We start from the raw sequence: 19,552 nt of genomic DNA, 5'->3' as shown, positions 1-19,552 counted from the left end.
CAGTCCGCCGGCGTACACGGCGCCAGGACCGGCACCGGCGCCTCACCGTTGCGCCCGAACATCGCCTGCAGCAGATCCGCCTGCTCCGTCTTGGTCGGCAGACCCGTGGAGGGACCACCACGCTGGATGTCCACGATCAGCAACGGCAGCTCCAAGGAGACCGCCAGCCCGATCGTCTCCGACTTCAGCGCCACCCCCGGGCCGGAGGTGGTCGTCACCGCCAGCGAACCACCGAACGCCGCACCCAGCGCCGCACCGATCCCCGCGATCTCGTCCTCCGCCTGGAAGGTACGCACCCCGAAGTTCTTGTGCCGGCTCAGCTCGTGCAGGATGTCCGAGGCCGGGGTGATCGGGTACGAACCCAGATACAGCGGCAGATCCGCCTGCCGCGACGCCGCGATCAGCCCGTAGGACAACGCCAGATTGCCGGAGATGTTGCGGTACACCCCCGGCGGGAACGCCGCCGCCGCCGGAGCCACCTCGTAGGAGACCGCGAAGTCCTCCGTCGTCTCACCGAAGTTCCAGCCCGCCCGGAAGGCCGCGATGTTCGCCGCCGCGATGTCCGGCTTCCTGGCGAACTTCGTGCGCAGGAACCTCTCCGTGCCCTCGGTGGGCCGGTGATACATCCAGCTCAGCAGCCCCAGCGCGAACATGTTCTTGCTGCGCTCGGCCTCCTTGCGGCTCAGGTCGAAGTCCTTCAGCGCCTGGACCGTCAGCGTCGTCAGCGGCACCGGGTGCACGCTGTAGCCGTCCAGCGAGCCGTCCTCCAGCGGCGACGTCGCATAGCCCACCTTCTGCATCGCCCGCCGGGTGAACTCGTCGGTGTTGACGATCACTTCCGCACCGCGCGGCAGGTCGCCGATGTTCGCCCTCAACGCGGCCGGGTTCATCGCCACCAGCACGTTCGGCGCATCACCCGGGGTCAGGATGTCGTGGTCGGCGAAGTGCAGCTGGAACGACGACACACCCGGCAGGGTCCCGGCGGGCGCCCGGATCTCGGCCGGGAAGTTCGGCAGCGTCGACAGGTCGTTGCCGAACGACGCCGTCTCCGAGGTGAAACGGTCACCGGTGAGCTGCATACCGTCACCCGAGTCACCCGCGAACCTGATGATCACCCGGTCGAGACGACGGACGTCCTTCGCCCCGACCGCTCTGCGCTGCTCTTCCGCGACTGCTTCGTCGGCCTGCTCCGCTGGGCTACTGACCTGGCTGGTCACTGAACTGGACCTCCCTCGAGGCGGCTGTCCCGGACAGGCCTTCCCGCAGGCCTCCCCGGATCAACCCTACGACCGCGCGGGTCGCGTTCTTCGGGTCATTCGCATGTTGGACACGACTTTGAGACGATCTTGCGTCCCGGCTCGTCCCGGTTTCCGCAGGTGGTGCCACTGCTGGAGACGCCCGCCCGCGGTCTCCGGTTCGGTCCGCCGGTCGGTCAGGAGTTGAGGTACGTCAGCACGGCCAGCACCCGGCGGTGGTCCCCCTCGCTCGGCGACAGGCCCAGCTTCAGGAAGATGTTGCTGACGTGCTTCTCCACGGCCCCGTCGCTGACCACGAGCTGCCGGGCGATCGCCGAGTTCGTGCGCCCCTCGGCCATCAGCCCCAGCACCTCGCGCTCCCGCGGGGTCAGCCCCGCCAGCACGTCCTGCTTGCGGCTGCGGCCCAGCAGCTGGGCGACCACCTCCGGGTCCAGCGCCGTACCGCCCCCGGCCACCCGCACCACGGCGTCGACGAACTCCCGTACCTCGGCCACCCGGTCCTTCAGCAGGTAGCCGACGCCCCGGCTGGAGCCCGCGAGCAGCTCCGTGGCGTACCGCTCCTCCACGTACTGCGACAGCACGAGCACGCCCAGGCCAGGATGGGCCTTGCGCAGCTGCACCGCCGCCCGCACTCCCTCGTCGGTGTGCGTCGGCGGCATCCGCACGTCGGCCACGACCACGTCCGGCAGCTCGCCCTGGGCGTCCAGCTCGGTGATCGTCTTGACCAGCGCGTCACCGTCCCCGACGCCCGCGACGACCTCGTGCCCGCGGTCGGTCAGCAACCGGGTCAGGCCCTCCCTGAGCAGCACTGAATCCTCGGCGATGACCACCCGCACCCTGTCCTCCACGATGTTCGGCCCCCCATGGCCCGACGCCGCCCGTCCGCGGACCCCGACGGCCCCGCGCCCACCCGTGCGACAGGTCCAGCATTTCAGGACCGGCGCCCGGATGGGACACGGGACGTGCATCTCGCCCGGCGGATTGCCGCGGAGGGCCGACTTCTCGCCGGACCGGGGGGAGGGAGATCCTGCGCGGGATGTCCGCCGGCCGGACGCCGGGGCGCCTGCCGCTCACTGTGCTGGAGAGCGACAGGCGCTGCCGGATCCTGCTGGTCGGCGACGGGGCCGCGTGCTCCGCTCGTCAGTGGGCGGGGGCGCGTGCTCCGCTCGTCAGTGGACGGGGGCGGGTGCTCCGCGTTCCACCGGCACGCATCCGGAGTGTCACCGGATCCGCGCGCCCCGCCACGGCAGTTCCGCCGTCACCCGGGTCGGGCCACCCGCCGGGGAGTCCACGACCAGGATGCCGTCGACGGCGTCCAGCCGTTCGGCCAGGCCCGCAAGACCCGACCCGGCGGACACGTCCACCCCGCCCACGCCGTTGTCCACGACCTGCAGCATCAGCCGGTTCTCCGTGCGCCAGACCTCCACGCCCGCCCAGGTCGCCCGCGCGTGTTTGCTGACGTTCTGCAGCAGCTCCGACACCGTGAAGTACGCGATGCCCTCGATCGCCGGCGCCGGCCGCTCCGCCAGGTCCACCTCGACCTGCACCGGCACCGTGCAGCGCGACGCCACCGCCGACAGCGCCGCGTCCAGGCCGCGGTCGGTCAGCACCGCCGGGTGGATGCCCCGGGCCAGGTCCCGCAGCTCCTGCAGCGCGGTCTTCACCTCGCCGTGCGCCTCGTCCACCATCTGCGCGGCCGCCTCCGGATCCTCCTGGAGCTTCTCCTTCGCCAGCCCCAGGTCCATCGCCAGCGCCACCAGCCGGGCCTGCGCCCCGTCGTGCAGGTCCCGCTCGATGCGCCGCAGGTCGGCCGCCGCCGTGTCGACCACGACCCCGCGGTCCGACTCCAGTTCCACCACCCGCGAGACCAGTCGCGACGGCCCGAGCAGCCCGTGCACCATCAGCCGGTCCACCATCGTCAGCGCCCGCACGATCCAGGGCGTGGCGATCGTGAACAGCAGCCCCACCAGCGCGGTCACCGTGATCTCGAACGGGTTGTCGAGGTACACCCGGTGCGTCTCGTCGCCGTACAGCTGGATCCCGTCCTGGTCGGCGTACATGGGGAACACCCAGAACCACAGCGGGTACGTCAGCAGCCCCCAGCCCAGCACCCACACGTTCACGGCGACGACGAAGGAGAAGATCGCCCAGGGCAGCTGGAGCACCGAGTACAGCAGGGCCCGCCAGGAGGTGCCGCTCTTCAGGACGGCCCCCATCCAGGCCATGGCGCCGTGCTTGCGCACCCGCAGCGGCTCCGGCTCGGCCACGTCCAGGCCCAGCAGCGCCCGCGCCCGGGCCCGTTCCACCGTGCCGATGCCCCGGCAGCCGGCGAGCGCCGCCGCCAGCACCGGGATGCCGAGGAACGTCACCAGCAGGCCCGCGCCCAGCGAGACCATCGTGACCGCGTAGGTGAACAGCAGCACGCTGATCGGCAGGCTCAGCAGCACGTAGCCCAGCTCGCGCCAGGTGCGGCCCTCGACCGGCGCCCGCAGTACCGCCGGCAGCCGGTGCCGCCGCTCGGTGCTCCCGCGGAACCCGGGCTCACCGTCGAGCCCGTACCCCTGTCCGTATCCCGTGGCCATCGGCGCCGTCCTTCTCCTCGTCCTGCGGCTGTTCCCTCGTACCTCCACCCTCCTCCTCCCCGCCCCCGCGGACCATGAAGGCCGTCGGCGTCTTGGACGGGGGGTTTTCCCCACCTCGGGGCGGGACGAGGCGGGGCCGGGCCGGGCCGGCGCGTGGCACACGCGAGTCCGCCCGGGCCGCGGCCCCGAGGGGCTTCGAGCGAAGGGCGCGGCATGCGCGAGGCCCCCGCCGGTCAGGAGCCGGCGGGGGCCTGGCGGGGGCCTGGCGGGGACGACCGATACACCTAGCCGGAGGGGGCCGTTCCGGCCGCTGCGGTGTCCCGCTCCCGCCAGGGCAGCTCCGCCGTGACCGTCGTGGGACCGCCCTCGGGCGACTCCAGGACGAACAGTCCGTCGACCGCGTTCAGCCGGTCCGCCAGACCCTTCATCCCCGTACCGCCGTCGACGCTCGCGCCGCCGCGGCCGTCGTCCCACACCTGGATCAGCAGCCGGTCGTCCGTCCGCCACACGTCGACCGAGGCCGACCTCGCCCGGCTGTGCTTGCTGACGTTCTGCAGCAGCTCCGAGACGGTGAAGTAGGCGATGCCCTCGATGGCCGCGGCCGGACGCGCGGGCAGGTCGACCGTGACCTTCACGGGGACCGTGCAGCGGGACGCGACCGACGACAGGGCCGCGTCCAGGCCGCGGTCGGTGAGGACCGCCGGGTGGATGCCCCGGGCCAGGTCCCGCAGTTCCTGCAGCGCCAGCTTCACCTCGCCGTGCGCCTCCTCGACCATCGCCGCCGCCGCGTCGGGGTCCTCCAGCACCTTCTCCTTGGCCAGGCCCAGCCCCATGGCCAGGTTGACCAGCCGGGCCTGCGCCCCGTCGTGCAGGTCCCGCTCGATGCGCCGCAGGTCGGCCGCCGCCGTGTCCACCACGACCCCCCGGTCCGACTCCAGTTCGGCGATGCGCCGCTCCAGTTCGTCGGAGGGAGACAGCAGCGCCCGCACCATCGCCCGGTCGGCGTTGGCCAGCCCGCGCGCGATGAACGGCAGCACCGGCCACAGCACGAACAGCGAGGCCGTCGTCACGGCGAAGGTGAGCACCCCCCACGGCAACCGGATGAACTCGTAGAGCACCGTCCGCCAGCCCACCGGGTCCTTCAGCTGCATCCACAGCCGCTGGAAGAAACCGCCCCCGCCGCGCAACCGCAGCCGACTCGGCTCCTCCACCCGCACCCCGAGCAGCGCCCTGGCCCTCGCCCGCTCCAGCCGGCCCAGTTGCCGCGCCCCGATCAACCCGGCCGCCAGCAGCGGGAACCCGACCACCGTGGCGGTCAGTCCGAATCCCGTGAACAGCACCGTCACGACGTAGGTGAAACCGAGCAGCGACACCGGGAGGTTCGCCAGGAGATGCGCGATCTCCTTCCAGGTGTGCCGGTCGTAGGCGAAGCGGGGCGGCGGCGGGTGGCCCTCCTGCCCGGCTGCCCCCGCGGCCGCCTTCGCGCCGGGGGACGGGAAGCGTTCGGTCATGTGCGTAAGCGTGCCCGGCGGCGGACGGCCGCGCCATGAGGTGCGCCGCCAGGTTCCCCTGAGGAAAACCCCACCCCCGAAACCCCACCCCCGTGTTCCCGGCGGTGACGGGCTGCTTACCCTGCCCTTATCAGGGCCTAGACTCCCGTGCGTACAGATCGCCGAACGACGGCGTCCGTGTTTCCGGCCCCCGCCGGGGTACCGCGGGATCGTCACAGGAACCAGTGCGAGCTTCAGGGAGCGAGGGACGGACGTGCCGGAACCGACCGTCGTCACCACGACCGTCGTCGCGGCGGACTACTTCCAGTCCTACTCGGTCGTGGGACTGCTCGCCGTGGTGGGCGTGCTGTTCGTCGCCGTCGCCTTCGGGGCCGGCCGCCTGCTGCGGCCCGTGGTCCCGACCCCCGAGAAACTCCTGACGTACGAGTGCGGCGTCGACCCCGTCGGCGAGGGCTGGGCCCACACCCAGGTCCGCTACTACGTCTACGCGTTCCTCTACGTCATCTTCGCCGTCGACTCGATCTTCCTGTTCCCCTGGGCGACCGTCTTCGCCGCCCCCGGTTACGGCGCGACGACCCTGGTGGAGATGTTCATCTTCCTCGGCTTCCTGGCCGTGGGCCTGCTCTACGCATACAAGAAGGGCGTCCTGGCATGGACGTGACCCCCGAGCCCGTACTGCTGCCCGAGCCCCGGCGGCTCGGCACCCTCGCGCGTCTCGCGCCCGAGCCGATGAAGGTGATCCTCAACTGGGGCCGCCGCTACTCGCTCTGGGTGTTCAACTTCGGACTCGCCTGCTGCGCGATCGAGTTCATCGCCGCGTCGATGGCCCGCCACGACTTCATCCGCCTCGGCGTCATCCCCTTCGCGCCGGGCCCTCGCCAGGCGGACCTGATGGTCGTCTCCGGCACGGTCACGGACAAGATGGCCCCGGCCGTGAAGCGCCTCTACGAGCAGATGCCCGAGCCCAAGTACGTCATCTCCTTCGGCGCGTGCAGCAACTGCGGCGGCCCGTACTGGGATTCGTACGCCGTCACCAAGGGCGTCGACCAGATCATCCCCGTCGACGTCTACGTCCCCGGCTGCCCGCCCCGGCCCGAGGCGCTCCTCCAGGGCATCCTCAAGCTCCAGGAGAAGATCGCCCGGGAGTCGCTGGGGGACCGGTACGGCGACACCCCGCCCCGTCCCTCGGCAGCGTCCCTCCAGAGCGGCTTGATCCGGCCGCCGGATGCGGATGCCGGTGCGCCTGCGGATCCCGGTGCGTCCGCGGATCCCGGTGCGGCCGCGGGGACCGGGCCGGCTTCGGAGGCCGGATCGTCTTCGGGCGCCGGATCGTCTTCGGGCGGCGGGTCGGCGCCGGGTGGTGGCCCGGCCCCGGCCGCCGATCCGTCCGCCGCCCGGGGTGCCGAGGGTGACGCGACGTCCGGGGAGGGCCGATGACCGCGGTCGGTTGGCTGCCCGCCGACACCGGCGAACTCTTCGGCCCGGACGCCACGGCCGAGGAGTCCTACGAGGTCCTCACGGTCGACGTGCCCCCGGCCGCCTGGATCTCCGCCCTGGAGACCGCCCGCGACCGGCTGGGCTGCACCTACTTCGACTGGCTGAGCGCCGTCGACGAGCCGGGCGCCGGCTTCCGCGTCGCGGCCCACGTCGCCGCGCTGTCCCCCGTCCGCCGGCTCCTGCTGCGTACGACGGTCCCGCACGAGGCGCCCACCCTGCCCTCGGCGATCGGTGTCTACGCCGGCGCCGCCTGGCACGAGCGCGAGACGCACGAGATGTTCGGCGTCACCTTCGAGGGCCACCCGGCGCTCGACCACCTCCTGCTGCCCGAGAACTTCGAGGGCCACCCCCTGCGCAAGGACTTCGTCCTGGCCGCCCGCGTCGCCAAGGCCTGGCCCGGCGCGAAGGAACCCGGCGAGTCCGAGCACGGTGGCCCCAAGCGCCGTCAGATGCTCCCGCCCGGCGTGCCCGACCCGAACGAATGGGGTCCCCTCAAGGGCCAGCTCCCCCCGGCCCCGGCCCGCCCGGCCCGGGGCGCCCGTGCCGCGGGCGAACGCCCTGCCCGCACACCCCGCGCCGCCGGCGAACGCCCGGTCCGGCGCACCCGGTCGGCATCGGAGGGCTCGGCGAGCCAGGCGACGGCAACGGGGAACCCTGCGGCTGCGGCCGACCCGGCTGCCGCCGGGCCGGAAGTCACGGGCGCCGACGACACCGCCGAGGCGACCGATTCCAGCGCTGCGACGGAGGCCACTGCCCGGGCTGCCGGCGCAGGCGGTGCTGCGGGCGCAGGCGGTGCTCTCGGCGGGGCTGGTGCCGCTGATGCCGATGCCACCGATGCCGCTGCCGGCTCTGGTGCCGCCGGCGCCGGTCATGGTGCTGCCGAGCCGGCCACCTCCGCGGGCGAGGGCCCCTCCGGTGCGGCCGCAGCCGGAAACCCCGCCGCGTCGACGGGCCCCCGCCGGGCCCGCAGCGCGAGCGAAGGCTCGGCGTCGCAGCGCACCCGGCCGGGCTCCTCCGCCGGACCCCGCCGTTCGCGCAGCGCGTCGGAGGGCAGCGCCGGCCAGCGCTCCACCGAGCCGACCGCGTCCGGGGCCGACAACACCACCGTCACCCCGGCCGCCGGCCCCACCCGCACCCCTCGCAGCGCGGACGCCCCCTGGCACCACGCCCGCCCGGCCTTCGACGAACCGGAACCCGGGCCGGCGGACCCCTCAGGGGCTACCGCACAGCCGTCGACGGACGCGGCGGAGACCAGCGAGCCACGTGACGACGCGGACGGTGCCGACGAGGCGAACTCGCGCGAGGGTGAGCAGCCCGCAGATCCGCCCGCCGCCCACGGCACCCCCAGCGCCCGCGAGCCTGAGTCCGACGTCGGCTCCGGATCCGACCCCGCCCCCGAGCGCCGCCCCGATTCCCCCGATTCCCCCGATTCCGCAGGAGGCCCGCGGTGAACGACGTGCTGGACGTCATCCTGCGACTCCTGATCGTCTTCGTCGTCTTCCTCACCTTCCCCCTGATCATCGGCCAGACCGAACACAAGGTGATGGCCCACATGCAGGGCCGCGTCGGCCCCATGTACGCCGGCGGCTTCCACGGCTGGGCCCAGCTGATCGCCGACGGCGTGAAGTTCGCGCAGAAGGAGGACGTCGTCCCCGCGGGCGCCGACCGCCGCATCTTCCAACTGGCCCCCGCCGTCGCCCTCCTGCCCTACCTCCTCGTCCTGCTCGCCATCCCCGTCGGCCCGGACGAGGGAGCCGTCGGCCAGGTCGTCGACGCGGGTGTCTTCTTCGTCCTGGCCGTCATGGGCGTGGGCGTCCTCGGTTCGCTCATGGCCGGCTGGGCGTCCGCGAACAAGTTCTCCCTCCTCGGCGGCCTGCGCACCGCCGCCCAGCTCCTCGCCTACGAACTGCCCATGCTGCTGACCGCCGCGTCGGTGGCGATGGCGGCCGGCACCGTCTCCCTCCCCGGCATCCTCGACGCCTTCGAGTGGTGGTGGCTGCCCTGGCAGATCGTCGGCGCGATCGTCTTCTTCGTGGCCGGGCTCGCCGAACTCCAGCGCCCGCCCTTCGACATGCCCGTCGCCGACTCGGAGATCATCTTCGGTGCGTACACCGAGTACACCGGCCTCCGTTTCGCCCTCTTCCTCCTCGCCGAGTACGCCGGAATCGTCGTCCTGTGCGGTCTGACCACCGTGCTGTTCCTGGGCGGCTGGCACGGCCCCTGGGGCGCCGACGGCCTCGGCTGGGTCTGGACCCTGCTGAAGACGGCCGTCCTCGCCTTCCTCGTCATCTGGCTGCGGGTCACCTACCCGCGCCTGCGCGAGGACCAGCTCCAGAAGCTCTCCTGGACCCTGCTCGTCCCCCTCGCCCTCGCCCAGATCGCCCTCACCGGCATCGTCAAGGTGGTGATCCAGTAACCATGGCCCCCATCCCAGGAAGTGGCCTGGCCAAGGGCCTGGCCGTCACCCTCCGCACGATGACGAAGAAGTCCGTCACCGCGCAGTACCCGGACGTCCAGCCCGAGCTCCCGCCCCGCTCCCGCGGTGTGATCGGCCTGTTCGAGGAGAACTGCACGGTCTGCATGCTCTGCGCCCGCGAGTGCCCCGACTGGTGCATCTACATCGACTCCCACAAGGAGACGATCCCGCCCGCGGCCCCCGGGGGCCGCGAACGCAGCCGCAACGTCCTCGACCGCTTCGCCATCGACTTCGCCCTGTGCATGTACTGCGGTATCTGCATCGAGGTGTGTCCGTTCGACGCCCTGTTCTGGTCTCCGGAGTTCGAGTACGCCGAGACCGACATCCGTGATCTCACCCACGAGCGCGACAAGCTCCGCGAGTGGATGTGGACCGTGCCGGCCCCGCCCGCCCTCGACCCCGGCGCCGAGGAGCCCAAGGAACTCGCCGCCGCCCGCAAGGCCGCCGACAAGCTCGCCGCCCAACAGACCCCGCCCGTCACCGAACCGCACGCCGACGAGCAGGCCCGCGCCGCCGAGCAGCCCACCCGCGCCCACGGCGAGTCCAAGCAGCAGGTGGACCAGCCCGGGCCGGACTCCGACCAGCATGGGCCGGACTCCGACCGGCCCGGTCCGGGGCAGGGGGGCACCGCGTGACCGTCTCCGCGCACGCCGCCCAGCTCCTGGCGCACTCCGCGACCGCCGCCGCCGACACCCGCGGTTTCCTGTCGCCGACCGGGGTCGAGATCGCCTTCCTCCTGGTCGGTCTCGTCACCTTCGGCGCCGCCCTCGTCACCGTCACCACCCGGCAACTCGTGCACGCCGCCCTGTGGCTCGTGGTCGCCCTCGGCGGCCTGGCCGTCGAGTACCTCCTGCTCACCGCCGAGTTCATCGCCTGGGTGCAGGTCCTCATCTACGTCGGTTCCGTCGTCGTCCTCCTCCTGTTCGGCCTGATGCTCACCAGGGCACCCATCGGCCGCTCACCGGACGCCGACTCCGGCAACCGCTGGGCCGCCCTCGCCGTCGCCGTCGCCGCGGCCGCCGCCCTGGTCTGGGTCGTCGTCGACGCCTTCCGCACGACCTGGATCGACCTGGACGGCCCCGCCGCCGGCTCCACCGAGGTCACCGGCGCCGTCCTCTTCCAGCACTGGGTCCTCCCCTTCGAGGCCCTCTCCGTCCTCCTCCTCGCGGCCCTGGTCGGGGCGATCGTCCTCTCCCGCAAGTCCAAGGCCGACGCGGCCACCAAGGCCGGAGCGACCACCACGGCCGGAGCGACCACCACGGCCGGAGCCGTCACCCGGACCGGAGCCGCCACACCGGCCGAGGCAGCGACCGAAGCCGGCAAGGCGACCCGGGCCGAGGCAGCGACCGAAGCCGGCAAGGCGACCCGGGCCGAGGCAGCGACCGAAGCCGACCCACCCTCGTCGGACACCGGGCGCTCCCCCCGGCGCGGCACGGAAGGGACCCGCTGATGCACCTCGCCTATCCCGCCGTGCTCTCCGCCCTCCTCTTCTGCACGGGCCTGTACGGCGTCCTCGCCCGCCGCAACGCGATCCTGGTCCTGATGTCGGTCGAGCTGATGCTCAACGCCGTCAACCTGAACCTGGTCGCCTTCGACGTCTGGCTCAGCAGGACCGCCGAGGAGACCCTGCACTCCGGCCAGGCCCTGACCCTGTTCACCATCGCCATCGCCGCCGCCGAGATCGGCATCGGACTGGCGATCGTCCTCGCCGTCCACCGCAACCGCGGCACCGCGGACATCGACAAGCTCCGCGACACCGCCGAACGGCACGGCACCGACGGTCCGGACGGACCCGGCGACGACACTCACACCTCCGGCCCGACCGACGAGGCCCAGAAGGCTGAGGCCACCGCGTGACCACGACCACCCTCGCCGTCCTCGTCCCCCTCCTGCCGTTCCTCGGAGCCGTCGCCGGCCTGCTCCTGGGCCGCACGGCCCCCGGCTTCGCCCGCCCGCTCGCCGTCCTGCCGACCCTCGCCTCCCTGGTGCTCGCCGCGCTGGTCGCCGGGCGCCAGGGCGGTGGCGCCGCCGTCGACTCGGCCACCGAGCTGACCCCGACCGGCTCCGTGCCGATCGAGCTGGCCCTGCACATCGACGGCTTCGCCGCCCTCGTCGCCGTCCTGGTCGGCCTGGTCGCCTCCTGCGTGCAGATCTACTCGACGGGCTACCTGCGCGACGACCCGCGCTACCCCTCCTACGCCGGCCTCGTCTCCCTGTTCACCTCCGCGATGCTGCTGGTCGTCTACTCCGGCGATCTGATGGTGCTGCTGGTCGGCTGGGAGGTCATGGGCATCTGCTCCTACTTCCTGGTGGGCCACTACTGGGAGACCCCGGAAGCCCGCGCCGCCTCCCTCAAGGCCTTCCTGGTCACCAAGCTCGGCGACGTCCCCTTCCTGATCGGCCTGTTCGCCCTGGCCACCGACGCTGGGTCCTTGCGCACCACCCGGATCCTCGCCACCGTCGCGAGCGGCGGACTGGACCACCCGACGGTGATCGCCCTGCTGCTCCTGGCGGGCGTGGCGGGCAAGTCGGCGCAGTTCCCGCTGCACACCTGGCTCCCCGACGCGATGGCGGGCCCGACTCCCGTCTCCGCGCTGATCCACGCCGCGACGATGGTCGCCGCCGGTGTCTACTTCGTCGCCCGTCTCCTCCCGGTCTTCGAGGCCTCGCAGGCCGCGATGGTCGTCATGGCCGTCATGGCCGCCGTCACGATGGCCGGCTCGGCGCTCGCCGCGCTCGCCCAGGACGACATCAAGCGCGTCCTCGCCTACTCGACGATCGGGCAGCTCGGCTACATGACCGGCGCCCTCGCCGTCGGCGACCGCGGTGCCGCCGTCTTCCACCTCCTGTCCCACGGTGCCTTCAAGGCGCTGCTGTTCCTCGCGGCCGGCGTGATCATCCATGCCGCCGGCACCAACTCGCTGGCCACCATGTCCCGCATGGGCAACCTGCGCGACCGCGTCCCCGACGCCTACTGGACGATGACCGTGGCGCTGCTCGCGCTCGCCGCGATCCCGCCGTTCAGCGGCTTCTTCTCCAAGGAGGCCGTCCTAGGCGTCGCCGAGCACGTCGTCACCGGGCACACCGAGCACGCCCCCGCCGCGGCCGGCTGGATCGTCCTCGTCGCCGGTCTGCTCACGGCCGTGCTCACCGCCGCCTACGCCACCCGCCTGTGGCTGCTGGCCTTCCGGGGCCGGGGCGAGGAGGCCCCCGACCACGGCAGGCAGCCGCTGACGATGACCGTCGTGCTGTGGGTGCTGGCCGTGCCGTCCCTGGCCCTCGGCGGCTTCGCGTTCCGCCTGCTGCCCGACTGGTTCGACGGCCGCGACCTGGGCCCGACCCTGACCACCTCCGTGCTCGGCACGGGCGTCGCCCTGGCCGGCGGCATCGTCACCTACGCCGCCTGGCGCCACACCACCGCACGCGCGGCCCGCGTCCCGCTGGGCGCCGTCGCGGCCCACCCCGAGGGCGACGCCGCCCGGGTCGAGGCCGAGGCCATCGCCAGCCACGAGCCGGCCTACGGCGACATCGCCCAGGCACCCGACCCCGCCGACCCGGGGCGGCTCCTGCTCGGCCCCCTGCACCGGCACGCGGCCGCCGGCTTCCACCTGGACACCGTGTACGCGGCCCTCTTCGTCCGCCCGGTCCGGGCCGGAGCGAGCCTCGTCCGGTTCCTCGACCGGGAGGTCGTCGAGACCTACGTGCGCGGTGCGGGTGCGCTGCCCCGCTGGCTGGGCGCCGCCGTGCGGCGCGCCCAGACCGGCAACATCCAGACCTATGTGAGCGCGCTGCTCGCCGGCACCGTCGTCCTCGCGGTCGCCGCCGTCCTCGTCGCCACGGGAGCGTGAGCAGGCGTGATCGATATCAGCGAGTCCGTGATGCAGTTCCTTCTGGCGTTCGTCGTCGTCGGCCCGCTCCTCGGCGCCGTCGCGGCTCTCCTGCCCGCCCCGCCCGGACTGAAGGGGAAGTCACCCGAGCAGGCGGTGCTCCGGCACGGGATGACCGTCACCGGTGCCGTCCTCCTCGCGGTGATCGTCCTCGCGCTCGGCTTCGACCACGACCAGCCCTCGAAGATGCAGGCCAGCACCGACATCAGCTGGATCCCCGCGCTCGACGTGCGCATCCACCTCGGCGTCGACGGCATCTCCCTCCCCCTCCTGGTCCTGACCGCGCTGCTGACCTTCCTCTGCGCGCTCTACTCGTACTTCAAGATGCCGGCGGGTCCGGCCCCGAAGGCCTTCGTCGCCCTGCTGCTCGTCCTCGAGTCCGGCACGCTGGCGACCTTCGCCGTCCTCGACCTGCTGCTGTTCTTCCTCGCCTTCGAGATGGTGCTCATCCCGATGTACTTCCTCATCGCCCGCTGGGGCGGAGAGGGCCGGAGCCAGGCCGCGTGGCGGTTCATCCTCTACACGCTGCTCGGTTCCGTGGTCATGCTGCTCGGCCTGCTCCTGATCGGAATCAAGGCGGGCACGTTCGACATGGTGGCACTCGCCACTGACAACGGCCGGTCGCTGACCGCATCCGTGCAGGTCATCGCCGTTCTGGCGATCGGGATCGGGCTCGCGGTGAAGACGCCGATGTGGCCCCTGCACAGCTGGCTGCCGGACGCCCACACCGCCGCCCCGACCGTCGGCTCGGTCCTGCTGGCCGGTGTCCTGCTGAAGATGGGTACGTACGGATTCGTCCGAATCCTGCTTCCCATCGCCCCCGACGGTTTCCGCACCTTCGCGCCGTACCTCGCCGCCCTGGCCGTCGTCGGCATCATCTACGGCTCCCTGGCCTGCCTGGCCCTCGCCAAGCGGGGCGCGAAGGGCGACCTGAAACGCCTCATCGCCTACTCCTCCGTCGGCCACATGGGATTCGTCCTGCTCGGCATCGCCACCATGACCCCGACCGGTGTGAACGGCGCCCTCTTCGCCAACATCGCCCACGGCCTGATCACCGGCCTGCTCTTCTTCCTGGTCGGCGCCCTGAAGGACCGCACCGGCACCACCGACCTCGACACGCTCGCCGAGGAGACCGGCGCCGCCCTCTACGGCAAGGCCCCGCGCCTCGGCGGCCTGCTCGCCTTCGCGGCGGTCGCCTCCCTCGGCCTGCCGGGCCTGGCCGGCTTCTGGGGCGAGATGCTGGCCCTGTTCGGCGCGTTCCAGCCCGCCGAGGGCCTCAGCCGCCCCGCCTTCCTCACCTTCATGGCGATCGGCGCGTTCGGCACGCTGCTGACGGCCGCGTACCTGCTGACCGTGGTCCGGCGCGTCTGCATGGGCGCCCCGTCCCAGGACGCACCCCGCCTCACCGACGTCCGCTCGTACGAGTTCGCGGCCTGGACCCCGCTCGTCGTCCTCACCGTCGTCGCGGGCCTGTGGCCCAAGGCCCTGCTCGGCCTGAGCGACCCGGCCGTCCAGCAGCTCCTCGCAGGAGGCACCCGATGAGCTCCCCGGCCCAGTCCCTGGCAGCCTCGCTGGTCCAGTCCGTCGACTGGCTCGCCGTCGCACCGCCCACCCTCGCGGCGGTCGTCGGACTCGTCGTGCTGGTCGCCGACCTGTTCGTCCCCCAGCACCGCAAGGCGATCCTCGGCTGGACGTCGGTCGGGGGGCTCGCCGCCGCCACGGCGTTGCTGCTGCCCCTCCTGGACGGCGACCGCAGCACGTTCTGCCTGAACGGCGACGCCACCGTCTGCAGCTACACGGCCGACCGCTTCACCCTCGTCATCCAGTTGCTCGTCCTCGGCGGCGCCCTCCTCGCCGCCCTGCTGTCGGTCACCGCGCTGAAGGACGCCCGCAAGGACCTGCCCGAGGGGGAGTACTGGTTCCTGCTGCTGTCCTCCGCGGCCGGTGCCGCGCTCCTGCCCGCCTCCCGCGACCTCGCGACCCTCATCGTCGCGCTGGAGGTCGCCTCCCTGCCCGCCTTCGCCCTGGTCGGCCTCAAGTACGGCAACCGCAGGTCCTCCGAAGCGGCCCTGAAGTTCTTCCTGTCCTCGGTGACCGCCACCGCGGTCAGCCTCATGGGCGTCAGCTTCCTGTACGCCTCGACGGGCACCCTCCACCTCACCCGGATCGCCGAGCGCATCCAGGACGTCGACGGCCGGCTCGACACGCTCGCCCAGACCGGTGTCGTCCTCACCCTGATCGGTTTCGCCTTCAAGACGGCCGCCGTCCCCTTCCACTTCTGGGTCCCCGACACCTACGTCGGCGCGCCCCTGCCCATCGCCGCCTACCTGTCCGTCATCGGCAAGGCGGTCGGCTTCACCGGCCTGATCCTGGTCACGGTCGTCGCCCTCCCGTCGTACGCCGACGTCTGGGGCCCCGCCCTGGCCGTCCTGGCAGCGCTCACCATGACCGCGGGCAACGTCGGGGCGCTGCGCCAGCAGACCACGCGCGCGTACAGCGCGGTACGCCTGCTCGCCTGGTCCTCCGTGGGCCAGGCCGGCTACCTCCTGGTGCCGATCGCGGCCGCCGCGTACTCCGGGGACGCCGAGAAGTCGATCGGCTCCACCGTCGCCTACGCGCTGATGTACGGCGCCGTGAACCTGGGCGCCTTCGCCGTCGCCGCACTCGTCGGCCGTACCGAGCCGCTCAACCGGGTCGCCGACTACCGCGGCCTGTACGCGACCAGCCCGCTGTCCGCGCTGCTCCTGGCGTTCTTCCTGCTCTGTCTGGCGGGACTTCCCCCGGGCATCATCGGCCTCTTCGCCAAGGTCACCGTCTTCTCCGCGGCCGTCGACGCCGGCCTCGGCTGGCTGGCCGTGGTCATGGCCGTCAACGTCGTCATCGCGCTGTTCTACTACCTGCAGTGGACGGCCCTGTTGTTCCGCGCCCCCGAGGGCGAGCCCGAGAAGCAGCGCGTGCCCGCCCCGCTCACCGCCGCGATCGCCGTCACCGGAGTACTCGGCATCGTCCTGTCCGGCGCCCCGCAGCTGGTCCTGCGCTTCACCGACACCGGCCTCTTCTGAGCCGGGCCGTCGCCCGGATCACGCCTTCACCACGCGCGTGCGGGAACCCGGCCCCGCACGCGTGCGTGGCGGGATTCGCGAACGTCACCCGTACGGCTCACGGCCGGCCCCGCGCGCACAAGGGAACTAGTGCCTCCCGCCTGGCGTTGACCAGTACGGGAGGGTCCACTGGACGTGACACCACGGCACCGGTGGCACCGCGAAGACGCAAGCAAGGGTTCCCCTGCCGCACGACTTGGAGGGCGTACCGTGCACCGCCGGCACAACGGGCTCAGGACAGCAGTCCTCCTGGGGGGACTGTCCGCACTCATCATCGTCATCGGCAGCTTCTTCGGCCGCATGGGGCTCGTCATCGCCGTCCTGGTAGCGCTGGCCACCAACGCGTACGCGTTCTGGAACAGCGACAAGCTGGCCCTGCGCGCGATGCGTGCCCGCCCGGTGAGCGAGTTCGAGGCGCCGCAGCTCTACCGCATGGTCCGGGAGCTGTCCACCCAGGCCCGCCAGCCCATGCCGCGCCTGTACATCTCCCCGACGGAGGCGCCCAACGCCTTCGCCACGGGCCGCAACCCGCGCAACGCCGCCGTGTGCTGCACCGACGGCATCCTGCGCCTGCTGGACGAGCGGGAGCTGCGCGGCGTCATCGGCCACGAGCTGAGCCACGTCTACAACCGCGACATCCTCATCTCGTCGGTCGCCGGCGCCCTCGCCTCCGTCATCATGTTCCTGGTCAACTTCGCCTGGCTCATCCCCGTCGGACGCTCCGACGACGACGACGGCCCGGGCCTGCTCGGCATGCTGCTGATCATGCTGCTGGGCCCGCTCGCCGCCTCCGTCATCCAACTGGCCATCAGCCGCTCCCGGGAGTACCAGGCGGACGCCTCGGGCGCCCAGCTCACCGGCGACCCGCTCGCCCTGGCCAGCGCCCTGCGCAAACTCGAAGTGGGCACCAAGCAGCTCCCGCTGCCGCCCGAGCCCCGCATCGAGACCGCCAGTCACATGATGATCGCGAACCCGTTCCGCCCCGGCCAGGGCCTTTCCAAGATGTTCTCCACACACCCGCCGATGGCGGATCGCATCGCCCGGCTCGAAAAGATGGCAGGTGGGAACCAGTGAGGACCGTACTCAACGTCATATGGCTCGTCCTGAGCGGCTTCTGGCTGTTCCTCGCCTACATGGCGGCGGGCCTGCTCCTGTGCATCACCATCATCGGCATCCCGTTCGGCGTGGCGGCGTTCCGCATCGGCGTCTACGCCCTGTGGCCCTTCGGGTACACGACCGTCGAGCGCCATGACGCGGGCGCACCCTCCTGCGTGGGCAACGTCCTGTGGCTCGTGCTCGCGGGCTGGTGGCTCGCCCTGGGCCACATCGTCACCGGCATCGCGCTGTGCGTCACGATCATCGGCATCCCGCTCGGCGTCGCCAACTTCAAGCTCATCCCGGTCTCGCTGCTGCCGCTGGGCCGCGACATCGTGCGGACACACGAGCCGTTCGCGGTGCGCTGACGCCCGAGCGACGGCCTGCTTTTCCACAGGCGGAGGGTTGTCCACAGGCTCACACGCCCGTCGTCACCGGTCTGCATGATGAACCCATGACCGCGATCGAGCAGTTGCCGAGCCGAGTGACCACAACGATCCCCGACATGCGCCTGCGAGACACGACTTCACGTCCCCCCATCGACGGAAGACGCACCAGGCCACCTGCACCCGAGCCGATCCCCGCAAGACCGCCTGCACCCGAGCCGGGACCAGCAGGATCACCTGCATCCGAGCCGGGACCAGTACGGGCCGGCGCACAGCCGCCCGCCCAACTGGCGGACTCACGCCTCATATAGCCGCCCGGCCCCGCTCACCCGCCGACGCGCCACCGTCGACGCCACCGCCCGCGAAGCACCCCGGCCCGTCGGCGCCGAGCCCGTTGCCGCCTCACGCGTCCCCGGCCCCGGTCGCGGAGCCGCTGCCCCATCGCCGACGTGCCCCGTACGCGACGGCCCCCACCGCCAGCACCCCGGCGCCCACGGCCACGGAAACCCCCGGCAGCGCGAACGCCAGCACCACGCACCCGACCAGCCCGACCACCGGCACCAGCCGCGCCACCGGCGACGAATCGAGCGTCCACGCCGACGCGTTGGCCACGGCGTAGTACGCCAGCACACCGAAGGAGGAGAACCCGATCGCTCCCCGGACGTCCACCGTGGCGGCCAGGACGGCGACCACCGTGCCCACCGCCAACTCCGCCCGGTGCGGCACCCGGAATCGAGGATGCACCGCGGCCAGCCCACCCGGCAGATGCCGGTCCCTGGCCATCGCCAGCGTCGTCCTGGACACCCCCAGGATCAGTGCGAGCAGCGAACCCAGCGCGGCCACGGCGGCCCCGGCCCGCACCGCGGGCGCGAGCCCGGGCACCCCGGCGGCCCGCACCGCGTCCGCCAGCGGCGCCGTCGCGCTCCCCAGCCCACCGGACCCCAGCACCGAAAGGACGGCCACCGCCACACAGACGTACACGACCAGCGCGATCCCCAAGGCCAGCGGAATCGCCCGTGGGATGGTCCGTGCCGGGTCGCGGACCTCCTCACCCAGGGTCGCGATCCGGGCGTACCCCGCGAACGCGAAGAACAGCAGTCCGGCCGCCTGCAGCACGCCGTCAGCCCCGCCCGACGCCCCGATGTCCAGCCGCCCGGCATGGGACTCACCCGACGCCAGACACACGACCACCACGAAGGCGAGGACAGCCAGGACCACCGCCACGATCACCCGCGTGAGCCACGCGGACTTCTGCACACCGCCGTAGTTCACCGCGGTCAGCGCCACCACGGCGGCCACGGCCACCGCGTGCGCCTGCCCCGGCCAGACGTACGCACCCACGGTGAGCGCCATGGCCGCACAGGAGGCCGTCTTCCCGACCACGAAGGACCAGCCCGCGAGGTATCCCCAGAAGTCCCCGAGCCGCTCGCGTCCGTACACGTACGTGCCACCGGAGGCCGGGTACAGGGCGGCGAGGCGAGCCGACGACATGGCGTTGCAGTAGGCGACGACCGCGGCCACGGCGAGCCCGAGGAGCAGCCCCGATCCGGCCGCATGGGCCGCCGGCGCGAGGGCGGCGAAGATCCCCGCACCGACCATCGAACCGAGTCCGACCACCACGGCGTCGCCCACACCGAGGGTGCGGCGCAGTTCTGAACCGGAGGCTGTCACGCGTCGCACCCTACTGATCGACGCAACCGGTGGATGTCCCACCGGCGTCCTCCCCACCAAGACGGCATGAACGCGCGCGCCGAGGACGAC

Annotated in this window: 17 protein-coding genes; 12 read left to right on the top strand and 5 right to left on the bottom strand. The window is 72.4% G+C overall.

Annotated features, from left to right (window positions below; all coding sequences use genetic code 11):
* The 4 genes from Q5694_RS12795 to Q5694_RS12780 all read right to left on the bottom strand — a co-directional run.
* Nucleotides 1–1,217: 2-oxoacid:acceptor oxidoreductase family protein (locus Q5694_RS12795; protein ID WP_333932921.1), on the bottom strand; the 1,217-nt coding region annotated here is incomplete at its 3' end.
* Nucleotides 1,218–1,432: 215 nt separating this feature from the next.
* Entirely contained in the window at nt 1,433–2,104 is a 672-nt protein-coding gene (locus tag Q5694_RS12790; RefSeq protein ID WP_333932920.1) for a response regulator transcription factor, read from the bottom strand.
* 372 nt (nt 2,105–2,476) lie between these two features.
* A complete protein-coding gene (locus Q5694_RS12785; RefSeq protein WP_333932918.1) occupies nt 2,477–3,838 on the bottom strand; it encodes a sensor histidine kinase in 1,362 nt (453 codons plus the stop codon).
* Nucleotides 3,839–4,122: 284 nt separating this feature from the next.
* The gene (locus tag Q5694_RS12780; RefSeq protein ID WP_333932917.1) at nt 4,123–5,349 is read right to left on the bottom strand and encodes a sensor histidine kinase; all 1,227 of its coding nucleotides are present in this window, start codon (nt 5,347–5,349) and stop codon (nt 4,123–4,125) included.
* Between the two features lie 253 nt (nt 5,350–5,602).
* On the opposite strand from Q5694_RS12780, the gene Q5694_RS12775 reads away from it, so the two are divergent.
* The 12 genes from Q5694_RS12775 (at nt 5,603) to Q5694_RS12720 (ending at nt 17,773) form a co-directional block, all read left to right on the top strand.
* The gene (locus tag Q5694_RS12775) at nt 5,603–6,010 is read left to right on the top strand and encodes an NADH-quinone oxidoreductase subunit A (protein ID WP_010041427.1); all 408 of its coding nucleotides are present in this window, start codon (nt 5,603–5,605) and stop codon (nt 6,008–6,010) included.
* Nucleotides 6,001–6,786, top strand: a complete 786-nt coding sequence (locus tag Q5694_RS12770) for an NADH-quinone oxidoreductase subunit B (RefSeq protein WP_333932916.1) — start codon at nt 6,001–6,003, stop codon at nt 6,784–6,786. Before Q5694_RS12775 ends, Q5694_RS12770 begins: the two co-directional genes overlap by 10 nt.
* A complete protein-coding gene (locus Q5694_RS12765; protein WP_333932915.1) occupies nt 6,783–8,297 on the top strand; it encodes an NADH-quinone oxidoreductase subunit C in 1,515 nt (504 codons plus the stop codon). The genes Q5694_RS12770 and Q5694_RS12765 overlap by 4 nt, the downstream gene beginning before the upstream one ends.
* Complete coding sequence (locus Q5694_RS12760; protein ID WP_333932914.1) at nt 8,294–9,262, top strand: complex I subunit 1/NuoH family protein; 969 nt, start codon at nt 8,294–8,296, stop codon at nt 9,260–9,262. Before Q5694_RS12765 ends, Q5694_RS12760 begins: the two co-directional genes overlap by 4 nt.
* Nucleotides 9,263–9,264: 2 nt before the next feature.
* The gene (locus Q5694_RS12755) at nt 9,265–9,957 is read left to right on the top strand and encodes a NuoI/complex I 23 kDa subunit family protein (protein WP_333932912.1); all 693 of its coding nucleotides are present in this window, start codon (nt 9,265–9,267) and stop codon (nt 9,955–9,957) included.
* A 26-nt stretch (nt 9,958–9,983) separates the two neighbouring features.
* Nucleotides 9,984–10,772, top strand: a complete 789-nt coding sequence (locus Q5694_RS12750; protein WP_333932952.1) for an NADH-quinone oxidoreductase subunit J family protein — start codon at nt 9,984–9,986, stop codon at nt 10,770–10,772.
* Entirely contained in the window at nt 10,772–11,179 is a 408-nt protein-coding gene (nuoK, locus tag Q5694_RS12745; RefSeq protein ID WP_333932911.1) for an NADH-quinone oxidoreductase subunit NuoK, read from the top strand. The genes Q5694_RS12750 and nuoK overlap by 1 nt, the downstream gene beginning before the upstream one ends.
* Nucleotides 11,176–13,170, top strand: coding sequence for an NADH-quinone oxidoreductase subunit 5 family protein (locus Q5694_RS12740; RefSeq protein WP_333932910.1), 1,995 nt, complete (start codon nt 11,176–11,178; stop codon nt 13,168–13,170). The genes nuoK and Q5694_RS12740 overlap by 4 nt, the downstream gene beginning before the upstream one ends.
* A gap of 6 nt (nt 13,171–13,176) precedes the next feature.
* Nucleotides 13,177–14,751 (top strand): NADH-quinone oxidoreductase subunit M, encoded by a 1,575-nt coding sequence (locus Q5694_RS12735; protein ID WP_333932909.1) that lies wholly within the window; start codon nt 13,177–13,179, stop codon nt 14,749–14,751.
* Nucleotides 14,748–16,271 carry an NADH-quinone oxidoreductase subunit N gene (locus Q5694_RS12730; protein WP_333932908.1) on the top strand — a complete coding sequence of 508 codons (1,524 nt, stop codon included), beginning with the start codon at nt 14,748–14,750 and terminating at the stop codon, nt 16,269–16,271. Before Q5694_RS12735 ends, Q5694_RS12730 begins: the two co-directional genes overlap by 4 nt.
* 249 nt (nt 16,272–16,520) lie before the next feature.
* Nucleotides 16,521–17,384, top strand: coding sequence for a zinc metalloprotease HtpX (htpX, locus tag Q5694_RS12725; protein ID WP_333932907.1), 864 nt, complete (start codon nt 16,521–16,523; stop codon nt 17,382–17,384).
* Nucleotides 17,381–17,773, top strand: coding sequence for a YccF domain-containing protein (locus tag Q5694_RS12720; RefSeq protein WP_333932906.1), 393 nt, complete (start codon nt 17,381–17,383; stop codon nt 17,771–17,773). The genes htpX and Q5694_RS12720 overlap by 4 nt, the downstream gene beginning before the upstream one ends.
* Nucleotides 17,774–18,193: 420 nt before the next feature.
* Here the strand turns inward: Q5694_RS12720 and Q5694_RS12715 are convergent, their stop codons facing one another.
* Nucleotides 18,194–19,462: an APC family permease gene (locus Q5694_RS12715; RefSeq protein WP_333932905.1), complete on the bottom strand. Its 1,269-nt coding sequence runs from the start codon at nt 19,460–19,462 to the stop codon at nt 18,194–18,196.
* Nucleotides 19,463–19,552 lie beyond the last annotated feature (90 nt).

This window comes from Streptomyces sp. AHA2, assembly GCF_036857595.1.
Lineage (GTDB): Bacteria > Actinomycetota > Actinomycetes > Streptomycetales > Streptomycetaceae > Streptomyces.
This window is presented reverse-complemented; position numbering and strand designations above follow the sequence as displayed.